Origin of the sequence: Streptomyces sp. NPDC057253 (assembly GCF_042669125.1) — a bacterium.
Classification (GTDB): Bacteria; Actinomycetota; Actinomycetes; order Streptomycetales; family Streptomycetaceae; genus Streptomyces.
Genome location: NZ_JBHUXV010000058.1, coordinates 39,019 through 56,621 on the forward strand (window position 1 = coordinate 39,019; position 17,603 = coordinate 56,621).

A 17,603-nucleotide genomic window follows, 5' to 3' on the forward strand; every position below is an offset into this window, starting at 1 on the left:
TAATTTTTTTCAAGGCCTAAATTCGGTTGAATCTCGGCAGTCATGTCCTCAAAGATCCTCTGTGACCTGGAGGATCGTGAACCTATTGACGGGCGCAAAGGTGCGCCATTAAGTTCAATGGAATGCATAAAGACGATGGTTACGGCACGGAGGCAAGCAGTTCTCCCTCGGTACCCCTGGCGCTGCGCCGGGTCCTGGATCTCGTGGTCTCGGGAGCGGCGACCAACCGGGCGGAGATCGCCCGCCGCAGCGGTCTGGCCCGCTCGACCGTGGGTCAGCAGGTCGACCAACTCGTCGACACGGGCATCCTGGAGGAGGTCGAGTCCAGGAGGTCGGTACGCGGCCGCCCTCCGCGCGTGCTCACGATCAGCCCTCGGGCCGGTACCGTGATCGTCGCCGACGTGGACACCTCGACCACCCGGATCGCCATCGCCGACCTGACCCGCCAGGTGATCGTCCAGGAGAGCGTGGACGTCCGGATCGGCGCGGGCCCGGAGACCGTGCTCGCCACGGTGACCGAACGACTGCGGGAACTCCTGGAACGGCACGACTGCGACCCCGGCCGGGTACGCCAGATCGCGATCGGCCTGCCCGGCCCGGTCGACTTCCAGCAGGGCTGCGCCGTACAACCCACCGGCATGCCCGGCTGGGACGGCTTTCCGGTGGCCGAGCACATGCGGGAGCGCTTCCACGCACCCGTCATCGTGGACAACGACGTCAACCTCATGGCTCTCGGCGAGGCGGAGCGGGGCGCGATGGAGACCCCGCTGCTCTGCATCAAGATCGCGAGCGGCATCGGCTCAGGTCTGGTCACCGAGAACGGCGACCTCTACCGGGGGGCCGACGGCGCGGCCGGCGACATCGGACACATCCGGGCGGTGGGCGGCGGCACCGCGCTGTGCGCCTGCGGCAACGTCGGCTGCGTGGGCGCCCTGGCCTCCCACAAGGCGGTGCTGCGCGGCCTCGGCATCCCCGAGTCGACCGACGACGACGCCCTCTTCGGCACCCGGGAGCTCGCCCGGCGCATCGCCGACAGCGACCCCACCGCCCTGCACGCCGTGCGCCAGGCCGCCACCGAGATCGGCGAGGTCGTGGCCATGCTCGTCCACATGTTCAACCCCCGCACGGTGGTGCTCGCCGGACCGCTCAGCGAACTCCGCGACGACCTGGTCTCGGCCGTACGGGCCGCCGTGTACCAGCGGGCCCTCCCCCTGGCCACCCGCAAACTGACCATCACCGCCAGCCGGTTGAGAGGCAGCGCCGGCCTGCATGGCGGCATCGCCCTCGCCGCCCAGGAGGTGTTCAGTCCGGCAGGACTGGCCCGACTGCTGGCCGAGGGGCGGTGAGGCGACGGCGAGTCGCCTGTCGCCTGTCGCCTGTCGCCTGTCGCCTGGGGTGGGCTCGCCGTCGGACGGCAGGGCGATGGCGTGAGCACGGAGGCATCCCGGATGCGAGAAGAGCGAGCGACCGACGGGACGACGGCTGGCCCACCCTCACAGAGAGGATGGGCCAGCCGTCGTGCTCACTGGTTCGACGCCGAGCACCGGTCCTGGGCAGCGGCTGAGGCGGCGGGGCCGTAGGTCAGAAGTCCTTGCGGGCCATGTTCGCGCGGGTGGCGGAGCCGACCATCCTGGTGAGGTTGAGCCAGGTCGGCTGGACCGTGTAGCGGGCGTTGGCGGCCATGAGGCGGTCGAACGGCGCCTTCTTGTTGTAGAGGAAGTGGGTCATCGACACGAACTGGTCGTAGAGGACCGCCTTGTACACGTTGGCGTAGCCGAGCAGGTTGCCGAAGTTGCCGTGCCCGGAGACGACTTCGCCGTCGCGGTCGGCGCCGCCCCAGACCAGGTAGGGGTTGGTGAAGAGCAGTGCCGGGATGGTGTTGACGGCGATGGCTCCGTAGCGCAGGTCGTCGATCGCGGTGTCCAGGGCCGCCTGGTGGGCCTTCTTGGTGTCCTCGTCGATGACGATCATGCAGGCGAGCGAACCGAGCAGGCCGTCGTTGCAGTACGCGACCGCCTGGGCGAGGAACTCGTCCGCGTCCGCGGGCACGTCCAGCGGGATCTCGGCGATCACCTGGCAGAAGGCCTCGTTCGCCGCGGCGAAGCCGTCCGGCTCGGCGCCGGTGATGAACAGCCCCTCGCTGGCCGCCTGCCTGCCGTTCTCGGGCACGAGCACCTCGGCCTGCGGGTAGTGGGCGGCGAAGTGTTCCTTGGCGACGCTGCTGCCGGGGTAGTAGCTGCTGATGGCGGGGGTCTCCTCGGTGAACGCCTTGCGGACGGCATCGAGGAACTGCTCGCGCTGCGGCCAGTGCCTGGAGGTGACCAGGGTCTGGGCGCGTCCGCACACGGCCCCTCCGTTGATCTTCGCGAGGGAGACGTACTGCTGCGCCTGGTGGGCGATCTCCTTGTCGGTCCAGGGCCGGTCGCCCGGTACGACGATGCAGGGGTTGTTCCCACCGCACTCGGCGACGACGGGAGTGTCGGTGCCGGCCATGATCGCCTGGGCGGTTGCTGCACTGCCGGTGAAGTAGATCGCGGTGAGCCCGGGCAACTGCGTGAGCTCAGTGCCCTGGTCGGCGTCGCAGTAGGCCAGGGCTCCGATCTCGACGAGCGGTGCGAAGACCTTCTGCCAGACGGCGTCGCTGCCGGCGTTGAGCGGATGGGGCTTGTGGATGACCGTCTTGTTGTCCCAGAACAGCGCCTTGATCGACTCGGTCGAGGCACTGTAGTTCCCCGCGCCCAGCACGGCGACGACTCCGGGAGCCCCTGCCAGGGGATCCACCTGGTGTGGCTCTCCCTTGACCCGCAGGTGCCCTCTTTGCCGACCGGCGGTCATCCCGTCCTTGCGGGTCTGGGGGTAGACCTCGATGTCGTAGGTTCCGTCGCCGATCGCGGTGACCTGCTTGGCGGTCAGGGGCTTGCCGCGCAGGATCGACTGGTACAGGTCGACCGTGGCCGCGATGGTGCCGCCGATCAGACCCACGGTCGAGTTCAGGTTCAGGCCGACGGAGAACACCTGCTGCTCGACCAGCCCGTCCTTCATCGTCCCGTCGGCCTCGGCGAGTTCTTCGGCGTACTGCGCCATGTTGCGCTGGACCTGCTCCAGCAGCTGCAGCCGCTGCTTCAGCGAAGTGGCGGCCCAGACGTCGGGCTTGAGGGTCTCGAGGGCCTTGGACGCGTGCATGGTGTTCTCCTTGTCAGGGGTGGGGCGTGCTGTGGTGCCGGGGAGGTGTTGTGCTGGGGGGTGTCAGAGGACGACGGGGGCTTCGCCGCTGCGGATCTCGTCGGGGATGCCGTTGCGGAAGAGGAGGGCGCTGAGCAGGGCGCCTCCGGCGAAGATGCCGGCTGCGACGGCGTAGGCGACGGAGTAGCCGTGCAGGGCGGCGTCCTGGAGTGCTGTGGCGCTGGTGCCGTGGGCGGCGAGGTAGGTGCCGGTGGCGGAGGCGCTGAGGGTGCTCAGCAGGGCGATGCCGACCGATCCGCCGACCTGCTGGGTGGTGTTGACCAGGGCGCCGGCGACGCCGTGGTCGCTTTCCTGGACGCCGCTGGTGCCCAGGTTGGTGGCGGTGGGGAAGATGATGCCGACGCCGGCGCCGAGCAGGACCAGGGCCGGCAGGATGCTCTGGGTGTAGCTGCTGGTGGCGTCGAGCTGGGTGAGCCAGAGCAGGTTGACGGCGGCCAGCAGCATGCCGGCCGGGATGCTGACGCGGGGGCCGATGAAGCGGGGGAAGACGCTCAGCGCGAGGACGGAGCCGGCGAGTGTGCCGCCGATCAGCGGCAGGAAGGCCAGTCCGGTCTCGACGGGGCTGTACTTGAGGGTGACCTGGAGGTAGTAGGTCAGGAACAGGAACGCCGAGAACACTCCGGTGTTGACCAGCAGCAGGGCGAGCAGCGAGGCGGAGCGGTTGCGGTCGGCGAAGATCCGCAGCGGCATCAGGGGTGCCTTGGCCCGTGCCTGCCAGAGGAGGAACGCGGTCAGCAGGACGGCGCTCGCGGTGAGGCTGGACCAGGTGGAGGTGCCGGACCAGCCGTTGACCTCGGCGCGGCTGAACCCGAACACGAGGGCGAACAGGCCGCCGGTGACCAGTACCGTGCCCAGCACGTCGATGCGGGCCCGGGTGGTGGGCCGGTCGGCCCTGACGGTCAGCAGGGTGCCGACGACCGCGACGGCCGACAGGACGAGGTTGACGTACATCGTCCAGCGCCAGTTCAGGTGTTCGGTCAGCAGGCCGCCCAGCAGCAGGCCCACGGCGGCTCCGAGGCCGGCGACGGTGCCGAAGACGCTGAAGGCGCGGGCGCGTTCGTTGGCCCGGGTGAAGGTGGCCTGGACGGTGCCCAGGGCGGCCGGTGCCAGCAGTGCGCCGCCGACACCCTGGAGCGCGCGGGCGGCGGCCAGGACGCCGAAGCTGCCGGCCGCTCCGCCGAGGGCGGAGCCGATCCCGAACACGGCGAGGCCGATCAGCAGGGTCCGGCGCCGCCCCAGCGTGTCGGCGATGCGGCCACCGATCAGCAGCAGGCTGCCGAAGGTCAACGCGTAGGCGGTGATGGCCCATTGGCGCGAGGCATCGGAGAAGCCGAGCGCCCGCTGGGCCTCGGGCAGCGCGACGTTCACCACGGTGGCGTCGAGCGCGATGATCAGCTGCGCCAGTGACATGACCGCCAGGACCCACCAGCGACGCCGGTCGGGTACGGACTGCGTGCTCGCCGCGGACGACGCGGACTTCCCCGAAGAGGCGCCGCTCGGCGCCGTTCCAGCTTGCGCGTCCATAGCAGGATCCAATCAATGAGTTGCTCAATGAGTTGCTCGAATATAAGCATGAGTGATTCAATGAAGTCAAGAAACTGCTTGGATACGGACTGGAGGACCCGCGATGCGACCAGAGGCTGATCAAGAAGCCGAGCAAGTGAGGCTGCTGCGGCTGGTGGTCTCCGCCTCGGACCTGGTCCGACGGCAGACCGAACTGGCACTCAGGCAGACCGAGCTCACCGAGCCCATGATCACGATGCTGTGGGTTCTCCAGCCGAGCAGCGACATGTCGATGCGCGAGCTGGCGGCCAAGCTGAACTACGACCCCTCGAACGTCTCCCTGCTCGCCGACCGGCTCGTCGCGATGGGCCTGGTGCAACGCCTTCCCCACCCCACCGACGGCCGCCGGCGCGTGCTGCGGCTCACCGAGCGCGGGGACACGCTGTACCACGAGATCCTCGCCCAGCTCTTCGAACGCTCACCGATCTTCAAGCTCTCCACGGAAGAGCAGCAGCAGCTCAGAGATCTGCTGGTCAAGATCCGGTCCTTCGAGTCGGCCGCCGACGACCACATCAGGCGCGTTCTCGACAGCTGAGTTCGCCGCCGCGACTCCTCTCCATCGGGGACCTGAACGCCAGGGGCCGGCTCACCCTGGGCACCGGCATCGCCGGCGAGCCCGGGGGCCGGGCCCACCACACGCCGGCTGAGGGCCGGTCGCGTCCGGCGGTCTCGTCGGTCTCCGACTCGATCGGGTGGGCCCCAGCCTCGGCCCTCGCGGCCTGCTCACGCCGGGGCCTGTGCCGGGGCCTGTGCCGGGCACATGACGGGGGGCGCGATCCGTGGCGTTCGCGAAACCCCTGCGTTACCGATCGGCGGGCATACTGGCCGCCATGAGCGCCGCCGATGACAGCCGCAGCTCCTTTGGCCGGGTCAACGGGTATGTACCGGAACAGATCGAACTCGTTCAGTACGAACGGGACGACGCCTGGGTGATCGTCGCCCACGGCGTCTTCGACATGGACTCCATCACCCCGTTCGCCGAAGCCCTGCAGACCGCGGCGTCCCAGCACACCAAGGTGATCGTGGACGCCTCCGGCATCACCTTCGCGGACTCCACGTTCCTGAACCTGCTACTGCGCATCAACCAGGAGACAGACCTGCGCATCGCGGCGCCGGCCCCGCAGTTGCGCCGCGTCCTGGAGATGACCGGAGCCGACAGCGTCCTCACCCTGCGACCGTCGATCGACGACGCCACCACCTGACACCGCCATGACGCGATGCCGGTTCAGCCGGCGGCTTCGGCGTGAACCGCCCCCGCACTCGGACGCGGCCCCGCACCGCGCACGAGGGCGAAGTGGTGGTACGAGCGCGGGGACTGCGGAAATCGTTCGGACCGGTGACCGTCCTGGACGGGGTGGACCTCGATGTGCACCGCGGGGAGGTGGTGGCCGTCATCGGCCCCTCGGGCTCGGGCAAGACCACCCTCGTCCGCACGCTCAACCACCTGGAACGACTCGACCAGGGCAGTGTGGAGATCGACGGCCGGCTCATGGGCGGCAAGGACCGTGAACTCGCCGCCCAGCGCCGTCACCGTCTTCCACGCGTGCTGCTCTTCGACGAACCGACCTAGGCGGCGCTTCGCCCGCGAGGTCGCGGACCGGCTGGTCTTCATGCACCACGGCCGCATCCTGGTCCAGGGCCCGCCCGAGACGGTCTTCGACCACTCCGGCGAATCGCGCCTGGAACGGTTCTTCGCCGCGATCGGCCCGGGAGCCTGCCGGTGATCTCCCGCAACCGCCCTTCACCCAACTGTCAGTGGCGGTGCCGGGCTGCCATCCACTGCCAGACGTGAGTCCCGTTGATGCTGGGGTCGTTGCGAGCCACGTAGATCCACGACCAGTGGCCGTTGAACTGGTAGCCGTTCCAGACGACGTTGTCGTAGAGCGTCATCAGCGAACGGGGAATCACGTCATACGCGTGCACGGTGTTGGCCTGCGGGTCCACCGTGGTGTCGTCGCCGGAGGTGACGAGCCAGGTGGGGGTACTGATCCGGGCCAGGTCGCTGTCGGGGATCAGGGCTGCACCGCCAGGCGGGAACGACCCGACGACGCCGCAGATCGGAACCGATGCGGCGAACAGAGCGGGATAGACGGTGGTCATCTTCAGACTCATGTAACCGCCGTTGCTGCAGCCCGCGACGTAGATCCGGTTGCGGTCGACGTGGTTGCGGCGCGTGACATCGCTGATGATCTCGTGGATGAGGGGGGCGAAGCGGGGGCCGTCCTCCATCCAGTACGAGGTGCTCTGCGGGGCGACCACGTAGGCGCCGTCGAAGATGCGCTGTGCCTCGGGGGTGGCGAAGCCCAGGGCACCGCGGTTGGCGCGCAGCGTGGTCTCGTTGTCGTAGTAGTTGTTGGGCAGTGAGGCGCCCTCACCTCCGCCGTGCAGCCACAGGATCAACGGACGCTTCTTGTGCCGGGAAGCGTGGGAGGCGGTGGGCGAGTACAGGCGGTACTTCATTCCCGAGCCGGAGATGTGCGAGCTGAAAGCATCCACCTCGGGGTCCGACACTCGCGGGTCCTGCGCGAAGCTGTCGATGGTGATCGTCCGGCCGTTGCGTAACGGGATCGGGGCATGCTGGGTGAGGGTGTAGGCGAGGTCGAGCATCACGTTGCGGCCCGCGCGTGCGAGGTAGCCGAGCGTGCCGCCCCCGGACTGCCCCTCGCCATGGCTCAGTTCGAGCACGATGTCGCCACGGTGGTCGAGCCGGACCGCGGTCACCGTACGGTCGAGGTCGTACTCGCCGAAGATGATGTCGTCCGGGGCGACGGGAAACGGGCTGACGGCCTTGGCGTGCACGCTGAAGGTGTCGGTGGTCAGGCCGGCCGGGTCGATCGGGCCGAGCCGGGAGGTCCTGAGAATGATCGACGTGACCTGTTCTCCGCCGTCGAGCACCTGGGCGTTCAGGGTGAATCTCACGCTGGTGGTGGCACGGTCGTCCGCGTGCGCGGCAACGCCGGGCAGGGACAGGCCGGCAGCGGTCGCTCCGGCGGTCAGTACGGTACGACGGCTGATGTGCGGTGCCATGCGGACTCCTTGTTGGGGGTTCGGAGGCTTCACCACGACCGGTTCGCGCCCAACTCGGCGGCTCGCTACCGAGAAGCGCAAACGGTCGACCCCGTCTGCCGAGGCTCACACGACCAGACCTCTCTTGACGGCAATAGTCAATAGTCAGACGCGACTGACGCAGCCACACCTGTCGCAGGATCAGGCGGGCAGGACGCGGCGGACGGCCGACGCATCGGTGTCGGGCCTTCAGCCGGACAGTTGTGAACGAACGCCAGATCGAGGTACGCGGCGATTTCGTTCAACCGTGCACCAGCGCCTCGACATTGCGCTTGCCCCATGCCTGACCTTGCAATATCTTAGAAATGCCGATCTTTCATGCTTCGCAAAACTGTTCGCCCCCACAGATGCGCAGCGACAAGGATCCCGGTCTCAGGTGTTGAGCGCCCATCAGGAATGGGTCGCAGCGGCGGAGAGGGGCGTCGGAAATGAAAATGAGCCTGGCGGAGCTGCGCGCACTCGCCACACAGGCAGGGTTCACCGGCAGCGATATCAAGATCGCCGCGGCCGTCGCCATGGCAGAGTCGAAGGGCAACCCGGTCGTCATCGGGGACAAGGATCTGGTCGACGACAAGTGGGGGCCGTCCATTGGTTTGTTCCAGATTCGCTCGCTCAAGCACCCGGGGCAGTTCTCCCCACCGGACACACTCAGGGTCGAGGCAAAACTCAAAGATCCGCTCTACAACGCCACGACGGCAAAGGCCATCAAGGACGCACACGACTGGAACCAGTGGTCCACGTTCACCAACGGGGCCTACAAGCAGTACATGGATGGCGACCATGCCAAGTTCGAGCCGTTCCCGGGTGCGTCGTTCTTTCACACCGGCCGGAAGTCGCCGATCATCGCCGCAATGCACCACCGACTCGTCGCCAAAGGCTGCGACCGGTACCAGTCCCACGCCAACGCCGACGTATGGGGCCCAGGCGACGTGAAGTCATACGCCGCCTGGCAACAGAAGCTCGGCTTCGAAGGGGCCGCCGCCAACGGCATACCCGGCAGAACCAGTTGGGACAAACTAAAGGTCCCCAACGTCTGATCAAACCCCCCGTGCTCTTCCCTACGGCGACGAGAGAATTCGTCCCCGGCCGCAGGTCGAACCGCCGGCGACACATAACAGTGGTGAGTGGAAGGACTGCGTCATGCCCGAGAAGAACTTCGACCACGAGGACGTGAAGGCGGCCCGCGAAAGGACCGACACCGCCGACGGACCCGGCACCGACAACCTCGATGACCTTCCGCCAAGCGACTTCGTCGCCTTCGCCGATGACGGGGTCGAGAACGAAACGGAGGCCCTCAAGTGACCGCCACCATCGCTTACGACCGCCCCGTCTCGAACTTCATCGACAAACTCAGCGCGACGGGCCACGTCACCCACAAGGCCTACAGGAAGACGTCAGTCACGCTGCACCACAACGGCGGCCGACTTTCGCACCAGGGTGTACTCGACGTCTGGAAAACGCGTCCCGCTTCAGCGCACTTCGACGTGGACGCAGCCGGTGCCGTCGCTCAGTACGTCAAAGTGAACGAGTACGCCTGGGCCGTCGGAAACACGGTCGGCAACCAGAGATCGATCAGCATCGAAATGGCGAACGAAACGCTCGGGCCCGCCTGGAAGGTCTCCGAGATCACATGGAAGAACGCCGCACGGCTCGCCGGCTGGCTCTTCGCCAAGGTGATCGGCGAACGCCCTGGCGCAGACAACCTCTTCTACCACCACCACTGGTCCTCAACCGCCTGCGCCGGTCCGCACATGGACACGCTCTACGACCAGGTCCTCGCGGCGGCCCAGGAGGCGTACGACCATTTCAAGGGTTCACACCCGGTCCGTGTGTCGAGCACCGAGCCGTTCCCTGGCGCGTCGTTCTTCCACACCGGCCGGAAGTCGCCGATCATCGCCGCAATGCACCACCGACTCGTCGCCAAAGGCTGCGACCGGTACCAGTCCCACGCCAACGCCGACGTATGGGGCCCAGGCGACGTGAAGTCATACGCCGCCTGGCAACAGAAGCTCGGCTTCGAAGGGGCCGCCGCCAACGGCATACCCGGCAGGACCAGTTGGGACAAGCTACAGGTCCCCAACGTGTGAGCGTCGAGGAAATGTGAGAACGGTGGACAGGGCCTCATCCTGCCTGTCTCCAGCGTCATCGTGTGCCGAGATATGGATCGTTCTCGGCACTGCTGCCCGGAGTAGGACCCAGGGCTGTTTCAAAGTCCCAGTGGTAGCGGAAAGTTAAAGGTCACACCGGGCTACACCCTTGGATGTGGTCCGGTAGGCGGGCCGGCCCGGGCGGCCCGCCGATCACGGTGCCTACGGGGCGAGGCGGACGCGCAGCCCCGGCTGGAGGAGGTCGCCGTGGGCGGTGACCATGTCGTCGCACAGGCGCCAGATGTCCTCGACCGGCAGGGCCGCGGCCGTGGCGGGGTCGGTCATCGCCGCGTGTCTGATGTGCCGCGGTTCTTCCTCGATCGCCGCCCGCACCACCAGGTCGTTCGCGCTCAGGTAGGTGCGGTTGAGCGCTGCCAGCTGGGGCGGGAGGGAGCCGACCCGGGTCGGCTGGACGCCCAGGGAGTCCACGAGGCACGGCACTTCGACGACACCGTGCCCGGGCAGGTTGTCGATCAGATGCCGGTTGGGGACGTTGCCGTAGACCGTGCGCGGGGTGCCGGTGACCATGCTGTGGATGATCTGGGGCGCGTACTCCATCGTCCCCTCGACGGCGACCGGTGTTCCTGCGGCCAGCGCTTCGCGGGTCTTCTCGTAGGTGGCGACGTTCTCGTCGACGATCTTGAGGTACTCGCCGATCGGTAGCCGCAGCCGTTCGACTTCGCTGCTGTGGTGCAGGTACCAGGGAACGTACTCGGAGGAGTGCTCGCTGGTCTCCGTCGGGTAGTAGCCGAGCCGGCGGTACATGTCGACCCGGACCCTTCGGCGCAACTGGCTGTCGGAGGCGATGAGTTCGTCAAGCTTCGGGTAGAGGCTCCTGCCCTGGTGCTCGAAGCGCAGTACCCATGCCTGGTGGTTGACGCCCGCGGCGTGGTAACTGATCTCCTCGTAGGGGACCTTGACCAGATCGGCGAGATCGCGCATCGTCCAGTACACCGAATGGCACAGTCCCACGACCCGGGTCAGGCCGGTGGCCTGCGTCAGGTACTGGACGTTCATGGCCATGGGGTTGGTGTAGTTCAACAGCCAGGCCTGCGGGCAGACTTCTGCGATGTCACGCCCCAGTTCCCTCAGGAACGGGAAGGTGCGCAGGGCGCGGAAGATGCCTCCGATGCCGAGGGTGTCGCCGATGGTCTGGCGTACGCCGTAGCGGGCCGGTACCTCGAAGTCGGTCCGGGTGGCCTCGCCCATACCGATCTGCACGATGTTGATGACGAAGTCGGCGTCCGCCAGGGCCTTGCGGCGGTCGGTGTTCGCGGTGACGGTGGGATGGGCGCCGAGGGTGTCCGCGATCTGTATGGCAGCGGCGTACGCGGTGGCCAGACGCTCGCTGTCGATGTCGTGCAACGCGATGTGCGCCGACTTCAGTTCGGGGAACGCGAGGAGGTCGGCGAGCAGTCCCTGGGTGAAGACGACGCTGCCCGCTCCGACGAAAGCGATCTTGGGGGTGGTCATACGGCGGCTTCCTCGGTCTCGGACAGGCGGGCGAGGACTTCGTCCCGCGTGGGCTGTGCGGTGGTACCGCCGTGAGCACGGGTGGACAGGGCTCCGCAGACCGCGGCGAAGCGGAGGGCCTCCGGCAGGGGTGTCTCGTCGAGCAGTGCGGCGATGAATCCGGCGTCGAAGCTGTCCCCGGCACCGACCGCGTCGAGGGGCTGGACCCGGATGCCCCGGGTGGTGAAGAGCCGTTCGCCGTCGTGGCACAGGGCGCCGTCGGCGCCGTTCTTGACCGCGGTGACCGGTCCGCGGCGGGCCAGCCGCGCGGCGGCCTCGGCGGGGTCGTCGGTGTCCAGCCGGGCCAGGCGGCGGGCTTCGGCGGCGTTGGGCAGCAGGAAGTCGGTGTGGGCCAGGACCGCGTCCAGACCTGAGGCCTCCCACCGGCCCGCCGGGTCGTCGTTGGTGTCCAGGGAGGTGCCGGCGCCGTGCCGGCGTGCGGTGCGCAGAAGGTCCGGGAGTGCGACGGCGAGTTGCGGCATCAGGAAGTAGGAGGCCGCGTGCACGTGCCGCGCGGCTTTCAGCAGTGGCGCGGGTACGTCGTCGGCCGTGGTCGCGGTCAGGGTGCCGGGGGCGGTGATGATGGCCCGGTCGTCTCCGCGGGTGAGCACGACCGTCATGGGGGTGGGACGGCCGGGGTCGAGCCGCAGCGCTTCGGTGTCGACGCCGTGGGCGGCGAGCTGGTCGCGCATGTAGCGGCCCGCGTCGTCGTCGCCCACCCGGCCGGCGAAGGCGACGCTCAGCCCGAGGCGGGCGGCCCCGCAGGCGACGATCGCGCCGGATCCTCCGACGGTGAGGGTGCCGGTGGGCACCAGCTGTTCGCGCTGGCCGAAGGCGAGCGGGCCGTCGAGCGGGCCGACGACGACGTCGGGGTTGGCGTCACCAATGACCAGCAGGTCGTATGGGTGCGGCATTGAGGTGTTCCTGCCTGAGGGGTGTGTCGGGGGCGAACGGGGTCAGCCCTTGAGACCGGTGGAGGTGATGGACTGGATGAACGCCTTCTGCGCACCGAGGAAGGCGAGCAGGACCGGCACCACGGTGATGACGTTGCCGGCCATCACGGCGGCCCACTGGGTGTGGTGTTGGCCCTGGAAGGTCGTGAGGCCGAGCTGGAGCGTGTACTGGGTGTCGTGGTTGATGGCGATCAGCGGCCAGGTCAGGTCGTTCCAGGTGCTGAGAAACGTCAGGACCGCCACCGTGCTCAGGGCCGGCCGGGACAGGGGCAGCACGATCCGCCACAGCACGTGGAGGCGTGAGCAGCCGTCGATCCAGGCGGCCTCCTCCAGCTCGCGTGGCAGCGAGAGGAAGAACTGGCGCAGGAGGAACACCGAGAAGGGCGTGACCAGGGACGGCACGATCAGCGCGCCGAGGGTGTCGATGAGGCCGAGCTGCTTCATCACCAGGAACGTGGGGATCATGGTGAGTTGGAACGGGATCGCCATCGTGGCCAGCATCAGGCCGAGCAGCAGCCGGGAGCCGGCGAACCGCATCCGGGCGAACGCGTAGCCGCCGAGGGTACCGAGCACGAGGTTCGCGGTGACCGTGACAAGGCTGACGAGGAAGGAGTTGGCGAACCAGCGAGGGAACATCGCGTTGCCCAGCACGTAGCGATAGCCGCCCAGGTCCAGGTGAGAGGGCCACAGCGCGGGCGGGAAACGGTTGATCTCGGCGTTGCTCATCACCGAGCTGAGCGCCAGCCAGATGAAGGGGACGGCAAAGAGCAAGGCCATCGGCGCGAGCAGCAAGTGCCAGGGGCTGAAGGGCAGTCGCGGCGTGCGCTGTCGTACATCGCGGCTGGGGGCGGCGGAAGCCGCCTGCGCGGCGTCGGGCGGGGCGGAGACTGTGGTCATGCGGAGGCCCCCTGCACGCGGCGGCGGAGGAGCTGGAGGATCAGGCCGATCAGACCCAGGGATACGGCCAGGACGTAGGCCGAGGCGGCCCCGTATCCGGCGGTGGCGTTCTGGAAGGCCTGCTGCCAGATGAAGTAGACGATCACCGTGGTGGAGCCGAGCGGGCCACCCTTGGTGGTGACGTACACGAGGTCGAACGCCTGGAGGGATTCGATGGTCTGCCACAGCAGCAGGAACACCGTGACGGGCCTGAGCGCGGGAAGGGTGACGTGGCGAAGGAGTTGGAGGCGGTCGGCACCGTCCAGCCGGGCCGCCTCGATCAACGAGGCCGGCACGTCCTGGAGCGCCGCGAGGTAGATGACCAGGCAGAAGCCCGTGCCGCTCCACAGGCTGATCGCGACGAGTACGGGAAGTGCCTGGGAGGGGTCGGTGAGGAAGCCCTGGGACGGGATTCCGAGGTGGTGCAGGACGGCGTTGGCGGCACCGAACTCGGGGTCCAGGATGAACGAGAACAGCACGCCCTGCGCGGTCGCGGAGACGACGAACGGGACGAAGTACAGGGTGCGGTAGAGCCCGACGAAGCGGATACGACGGTTGAGGGCGAGCGCGAGGAACAGGCCGAGCACCATGCTGGCAGGCACGTACAGCGCGGTGTACAGCAGGGTGTTGCGCAGCGCCTGGCTGAAGTGCGGGTCCTCGGCGAGGGCACGGTAGTTGTCCAGTCCCACCCAGCGGCTGGGGGTGACGAGGTCATCGGCCTGGAAGGACAGCAGCAGCGACCAGATGATGGGTACGACGCTCAGGCCGATGATGATCAGGACGGCGGGGGAAACGAACGTCCAGGCCAGGGCGGCTTCGCCGGTTCGTCTGCGGCGCAGTGCTCGCCGGTTGTCCGGGGGCCCGGACACGGTGATCGGGGTGGGAAGTCGCGACATGACGGGGCTCCTCAGCGCGGGATGAGCAGTGCGGCGTTGGCGTCGGCGGCGCAGGCGCGCAGTGCCTTGGTGGGGCTGCTCCGTCCCAGCAGCACGGCGACGATGGCCTGGCCGAGAGCCTGCGAGATCTGCGGGTAGGCGGCGTGGACGGGGCGTGCCCTTGCCGTGTCGAGGGCCTTGGTGAACACCCCCAGTCCCTCGGTACCGCTTTCCTTGTGCCGCCAGGCGGGCAGGTCGCGGGTGCGGCGGCTGAGGGGCAGGCTGCCCGCGTCGATGTCCCAGCGCACGTCCTGCGCGGGCTGCATGAGCCAGGTCACGAAGGTTTTGGCGGCTCGTGTGCGGGCGCCGCCGTTGTCGAACACGGTCCAGGTGTCGGGTCCGCTGATGGTCACCGGCCGGCCGGAGAAGCTGGGCAGTGGCACGACGTGATAGTCGATCTTCGCCTGGTGGATGTCGGGCAACTGCCACGGACCGGTGACGACCATGCCCATGCGGCCGGACGCGAAGACCTGGTACATCTGCTCGCTGCCCGGCTTCGGGTCGATGTAGACGCTCTTGTCGCGTGCCAGGGTGGCCACCACCTCAAGGGCGCGGGTCCCGGCGTCGGCGAAGCCGATGTGCCTGCCGTCGTCGGCGACGACATCCCCGCCGAGATCCCAGATCATGGGCCACAGGCGCCAGACGGTGTCCTCGTCGCCGACGCCGGGCCAGCCGGTGCCGAAGCGGCCGCCGCCGCTGTCGGTGAGCGCCTTGGCGGTGGCGGTGAAGTCGTCCCACCGCCAGCCGGTTTCCGGCAGCGGCAGGCCGGCCTGCCGGAAGAGCTTCTTGTTGCAGACCACGGCGAGCGAGTCCAGCAGCGCGGGCGCGGCGCGCACCTGGCCGTTGACGGTCACGGCCGCGCGTGCCGGTTCCCAGTAGGTCCCCCAGGGAGTGGGGGCGTGTCCGACCATGTCGGTGAGGTCGACGACCTGCGGGCCGCGGGCGACGCTGGCGAGGTCGGAACCGAAGATGTAGGCGATGTCCGGGTAGGAGCCGGCGGCGAGGGCGGCCGTCACCTTCTGGAGCATCGAGTCGGCGAGGACTCCCCCGCCCAGCTCGACCCGGATGCGGGGATGGCTGCGCATGAAGGCGGCGACCAGGGATTCCAGGGCCTTCTTGCCGGTGTCGGTCTGACCGTGCCACATCTCGATGGTGACGGTGCCGTCGGCGCTGACGCCGTCGTCGCCCGCCGCGCAGCCGGCGGCCGACAGGCCCGTGGCCGCCGCGGCGGCCCAGGCCGCGCCGGTGCGCAGCACGTCGCGGCGTGCGGGCGGCGCGCTGCGGGTGGCTGCATGCATGGTTCCTCCGGTGTGGAGCGGTGGGACAGGTGTCTCCGCGCGGGATGCGCGTTGGGTGTACGACGCTTGACCCACGGCTGAGGTCGGTCGTCTCGGCGGGGCGGGTGTGCGGCCGGCCGGCGTCCGTCGTGGCGTCGAGGCGGGTGGTGCTCAGCGCTGCGGGCGGTGCTCAGCGCCGCCGATGCTGCAAGCCGGACGGTGGCCGTGGCGCTGCCGCCGGCACCGCGCGCCTCAGGTGAGGCGAGGCGGGTCGGGTGCGGGCCTCGCGGGACCGAGTGGGTCGGTGAGCGCGAGGAGCGCGTCCAGGCGCGGCCGCCGTGTCACGGCGGCTGGGGGGAGTCGCGCAGATGAGGATCATGTCCGGGCCCCAGATCCTGGTGGGCACGACCCCGCCTCGGACTCCGATGGGGTCCTGGCGACTCAGTCCGGGCTTGTGGCGCAGGGCCAGCTACCGGCTGGGCGTACCTCTCCCGCCGAGTGCTTCGACTACGGCGTTGGCGAGGAGTTAAACGACGGCGATAGGTGGCTGTCAAGAGGCGGACGTGCTCGAACCTGCTTGAAACGCCCATGAAATATGCATGATTGAGCACTGGTCGGGCTGTGAGCGTTGGCCTGTGACACCTCACCGAGCCGTCACAGGCCCGCCCTCCAGGACTGTCGGGCAACGTCAACGGCCGCTCGACAGGTCCAGGAAAGGAACGCTCAGCAGGTCTTGCGGACGTACCCGCCGGCACCGGCCGGCGAGACGTCCACGTCGCGCTGGACGATGCTCAGCGTGCCACCCCACCCCCGGCACGCCTTCGACCTGCCGGCGTCGGTGTACTCGATCACGATCACGTTGTTACCGAAGGCACTGGTGTAGTCGCCGCACTCGTCGTACTGGCCGCACTCCTCGGCCACGGCGAAGTCGAGGCCATTGGCCTTGCGATTGCCGGCCAGTTCGGAGGTGTTCTTCTGGCCGATGGCCAGGCCGTCCGCGTGGGCGCGAGCGGACAGCAGCTTGATGAATGCCTGTGCGTTGTTCGCCGTCAAGCGGTTCCCCGAGCGGGTGTAACTGTCGTAGTTGTCGGGCTCGACAGCCTGGAAGCCCTTGCTCCGGCAGCCGTCGATCTGGGCTCCGATCGTGCCGGCGATCCGCTGCCGCTTGGCGTCCGTACTGACGTCGAGGAGGGCCTCGCCCCAGTCCTCGTCGTAGACGACCTTGCCCGCGGAGTCGCGCAGCAACAAGTCCGCGTCCCAGTCGTTCTCGGCTCCCGGCTGCGCCTGAAAGGCGTTGACGTAGCAGATGTTGTACAGGCCCGCCGCCGGGGAGGCCGTGTGGTCACGAGTGACGACCTTGACACCCCTCGGAGGGGTGTAGGCGCCGCCGATCTGGTAGTCGAAGGCCGCATGGGTGGGCGGCGGGGTCACGGTCGCGGCCTGCGTCGAGGGCACTTGGACGAGCAGAGAGCCGATCAGGGCCGCGGCGCCGATGGCAGCGCCGGTGAGTTTGCGGGAGGCGGTGTTCAGGTTGCTCATGCGGTGAGCTCCAGAGGACGCGGGCACGTCCCCGCCTCGGACACGTGGGGCGTCCTGGCGACTCGGGCCGGGCTCGCGGCGCGAGGGCCTGCATACCGGCTGGGCGTACCTCTGCACGCGGAGCGTGGCTCCAGCGTCTGCCGAGGAGTAAAGCGACCACCTGTGAGGATGTCAACGCACCACTGGAGTCCCGGTGTTGCACGGCCAGTCGGCCCCTCGGGAGCGCGCGACAGTTGACGCACCGTCACCGCGTCGAGCAGACGGCGGCGCACCCGGGCCGAATGCATGGCGAGCGACGCGGCCAGGGTGTAGGCCGACGGGACTGCTGGGGGCTCCGGGGGGGTGCCTCTATGTCTTTGGTCAAGCGAGGCGTGGGGTTCGGGGTTCGTAGAAGGTGCCGTCGCGGAGCATCGCGAAGAGCACGTTGATGCG

Annotated in this window: 16 protein-coding genes; 7 read left to right on the top strand and 9 right to left on the bottom strand. The window is 68.5% G+C overall.

Annotated elements, in window-relative coordinates; all coding sequences use genetic code 11:
• Positions 1–122: 122 nt before the first annotated feature.
• A complete protein-coding gene (locus ACFULQ_RS28190; RefSeq protein WP_383548902.1) occupies positions 123–1,346 on the top strand; it encodes an ROK family protein in 1,224 nt (407 codons plus the stop codon).
• A 235-nt stretch (positions 1,347–1,581) separates the two neighbouring features.
• Here ACFULQ_RS28190 and ACFULQ_RS28195 read toward each other — a convergent pair whose 3' ends face one another.
• Both ACFULQ_RS28195 and ACFULQ_RS28200 read right to left on the bottom strand, forming a co-directional pair.
• Positions 1,582–3,183, bottom strand: coding sequence for an aldehyde dehydrogenase family protein (locus ACFULQ_RS28195; protein WP_383548905.1), 1,602 nt, complete (start codon positions 3,181–3,183; stop codon positions 1,582–1,584).
• A gap of 63 nt (positions 3,184–3,246) precedes the next feature.
• Positions 3,247–4,767, bottom strand: a complete 1,521-nt coding sequence (locus ACFULQ_RS28200; protein ID WP_383548908.1) for an MFS transporter — start codon at positions 4,765–4,767, stop codon at positions 3,247–3,249.
• A 136-nt stretch (positions 4,768–4,903) separates the two neighbouring features.
• On the opposite strand from ACFULQ_RS28200, the gene ACFULQ_RS28205 reads away from it, so the two are divergent.
• From ACFULQ_RS28205 to ACFULQ_RS28215, 3 genes are all read left to right on the top strand, one after another.
• Complete coding sequence (locus ACFULQ_RS28205; protein WP_383548911.1) at positions 4,904–5,341, top strand: MarR family winged helix-turn-helix transcriptional regulator; 438 nt, start codon at positions 4,904–4,906, stop codon at positions 5,339–5,341.
• Positions 5,342–5,636: 295 nt separating this feature from the next.
• Positions 5,637–6,008 (top strand): STAS domain-containing protein, encoded by a 372-nt coding sequence (locus tag ACFULQ_RS28210; RefSeq protein ID WP_383548914.1) that lies wholly within the window; start codon positions 5,637–5,639, stop codon positions 6,006–6,008.
• A gap of 134 nt (positions 6,009–6,142) precedes the next feature.
• The gene (locus ACFULQ_RS28215) at positions 6,143–6,376 is read left to right on the top strand and encodes an ATP-binding cassette domain-containing protein (protein WP_383548916.1); all 234 of its coding nucleotides are present in this window, start codon (positions 6,143–6,145) and stop codon (positions 6,374–6,376) included.
• A gap of 182 nt (positions 6,377–6,558) precedes the next feature.
• On the opposite strand, the gene ACFULQ_RS28220 is transcribed toward ACFULQ_RS28215, so the two are convergent.
• Positions 6,559–7,833 (bottom strand): prolyl oligopeptidase family serine peptidase, encoded by a 1,275-nt coding sequence (locus ACFULQ_RS28220; protein ID WP_383548919.1) that lies wholly within the window; start codon positions 7,831–7,833, stop codon positions 6,559–6,561.
• A gap of 467 nt (positions 7,834–8,300) precedes the next feature.
• On the opposite strand from ACFULQ_RS28220, the gene ACFULQ_RS28225 reads away from it, so the two are divergent.
• The 3 genes from ACFULQ_RS28225 to ACFULQ_RS28235 all read left to right on the top strand — a co-directional run bounded on the left by ACFULQ_RS28225 (position 8,301) and on the right by ACFULQ_RS28235 (position 9,959).
• The gene (locus ACFULQ_RS28225; protein WP_383548922.1) at positions 8,301–8,909 is read left to right on the top strand and encodes a peptidoglycan-binding protein; all 609 of its coding nucleotides are present in this window, start codon (positions 8,301–8,303) and stop codon (positions 8,907–8,909) included.
• 103 nt (positions 8,910–9,012) lie between these two features.
• Positions 9,013–9,174, top strand: coding sequence for a hypothetical protein (locus ACFULQ_RS28230; protein ID WP_383548925.1), 162 nt, complete (start codon positions 9,013–9,015; stop codon positions 9,172–9,174).
• The gene (locus ACFULQ_RS28235; RefSeq protein ID WP_383548928.1) at positions 9,171–9,959 is read left to right on the top strand and encodes a peptidoglycan-binding protein; all 789 of its coding nucleotides are present in this window, start codon (positions 9,171–9,173) and stop codon (positions 9,957–9,959) included. The genes ACFULQ_RS28230 and ACFULQ_RS28235 overlap by 4 nt, the downstream gene beginning before the upstream one ends.
• A 222-nt stretch (positions 9,960–10,181) precedes the next feature.
• On the opposite strand, the gene ACFULQ_RS28240 is transcribed toward ACFULQ_RS28235, so the two are convergent.
• The 6 genes from ACFULQ_RS28240 to ACFULQ_RS28265 form a co-directional block, all read right to left on the bottom strand.
• Positions 10,182–11,492: an alpha-glucosidase/alpha-galactosidase gene (locus ACFULQ_RS28240; protein WP_383548931.1), complete on the bottom strand. Its 1,311-nt coding sequence runs from the start codon at positions 11,490–11,492 to the stop codon at positions 10,182–10,184.
• A complete protein-coding gene (locus tag ACFULQ_RS28245; RefSeq protein ID WP_383548934.1) occupies positions 11,489–12,445 on the bottom strand; it encodes a carbohydrate kinase family protein in 957 nt (318 codons plus the stop codon). Before ACFULQ_RS28245 ends, ACFULQ_RS28240 begins: the two co-directional genes overlap by 4 nt.
• Before the next feature lie 42 nt (positions 12,446–12,487).
• Positions 12,488–13,381, bottom strand: a complete 894-nt coding sequence (locus ACFULQ_RS28250; protein WP_383548936.1) for a carbohydrate ABC transporter permease — start codon at positions 13,379–13,381, stop codon at positions 12,488–12,490.
• Positions 13,378–14,316, bottom strand: a complete 939-nt coding sequence (locus tag ACFULQ_RS28255) for a carbohydrate ABC transporter permease (RefSeq protein WP_383548938.1) — start codon at positions 14,314–14,316, stop codon at positions 13,378–13,380. Before ACFULQ_RS28255 ends, ACFULQ_RS28250 begins: the two co-directional genes overlap by 4 nt.
• 11 nt (positions 14,317–14,327) lie before the next feature.
• Entirely contained in the window at positions 14,328–15,653 is a 1,326-nt protein-coding gene (locus ACFULQ_RS28260; protein ID WP_383548941.1) for an ABC transporter substrate-binding protein, read from the bottom strand.
• Between the two features lie 702 nt (positions 15,654–16,355).
• On the bottom strand, positions 16,356–17,171 hold the full coding sequence (locus ACFULQ_RS28265) for an endo alpha-1,4 polygalactosaminidase (protein WP_383548943.1): 816 nt from the start codon (positions 17,169–17,171) through the stop codon (positions 16,356–16,358).
• Positions 17,172–17,603: the final 432 nt, after the last annotated feature.

Bases quoted from the DNA above. Each gene is read 5' to 3' on its own strand.
- ACFULQ_RS28190 (WP_383548902.1), top strand. From the start codon at position 123: ATGCATAAAGACGATGGTTACGGCACGGAGGCAAGCAGTTCTCCCTCG.
- ACFULQ_RS28195 (WP_383548905.1), bottom strand. From the start codon at position 3,183: ATGCACGCGTCCAAGGCCCTCGAGACCCTCAAGCCCGACGTCTGGGCC.
- ACFULQ_RS28200 (WP_383548908.1), bottom strand. From the start codon at position 4,767: ATGGACGCGCAAGCTGGAACGGCGCCGAGCGGCGCCTCTTCGGGGAAG.
- ACFULQ_RS28210 (WP_383548914.1), top strand. From the start codon at position 5,637: ATGAGCGCCGCCGATGACAGCCGCAGCTCCTTTGGCCGGGTCAACGGG.
- ACFULQ_RS28220 (WP_383548919.1), bottom strand. From the start codon at position 7,833: ATGGCACCGCACATCAGCCGTCGTACCGTACTGACCGCCGGAGCGACC.
- ACFULQ_RS28225 (WP_383548922.1), top strand. From the start codon at position 8,301: ATGAAAATGAGCCTGGCGGAGCTGCGCGCACTCGCCACACAGGCAGGG.
- ACFULQ_RS28230 (WP_383548925.1), top strand. From the start codon at position 9,013: ATGCCCGAGAAGAACTTCGACCACGAGGACGTGAAGGCGGCCCGCGAA.
- ACFULQ_RS28240 (WP_383548931.1), bottom strand. From the start codon at position 11,492: ATGACCACCCCCAAGATCGCTTTCGTCGGAGCGGGCAGCGTCGTCTTC.
- ACFULQ_RS28245 (WP_383548934.1), bottom strand. From the start codon at position 12,445: ATGCCGCACCCATACGACCTGCTGGTCATTGGTGACGCCAACCCCGAC.
- ACFULQ_RS28250 (WP_383548936.1), bottom strand. From the start codon at position 13,381: ATGACCACAGTCTCCGCCCCGCCCGACGCCGCGCAGGCGGCTTCCGCC.
- ACFULQ_RS28255 (WP_383548938.1), bottom strand. From the start codon at position 14,316: ATGTCGCGACTTCCCACCCCGATCACCGTGTCCGGGCCCCCGGACAAC.
- ACFULQ_RS28260 (WP_383548941.1), bottom strand. From the start codon at position 15,653: ATGCATGCAGCCACCCGCAGCGCGCCGCCCGCACGCCGCGACGTGCTG.
- ACFULQ_RS28265 (WP_383548943.1), bottom strand. From the start codon at position 17,171: ATGAGCAACCTGAACACCGCCTCCCGCAAACTCACCGGCGCTGCCATC.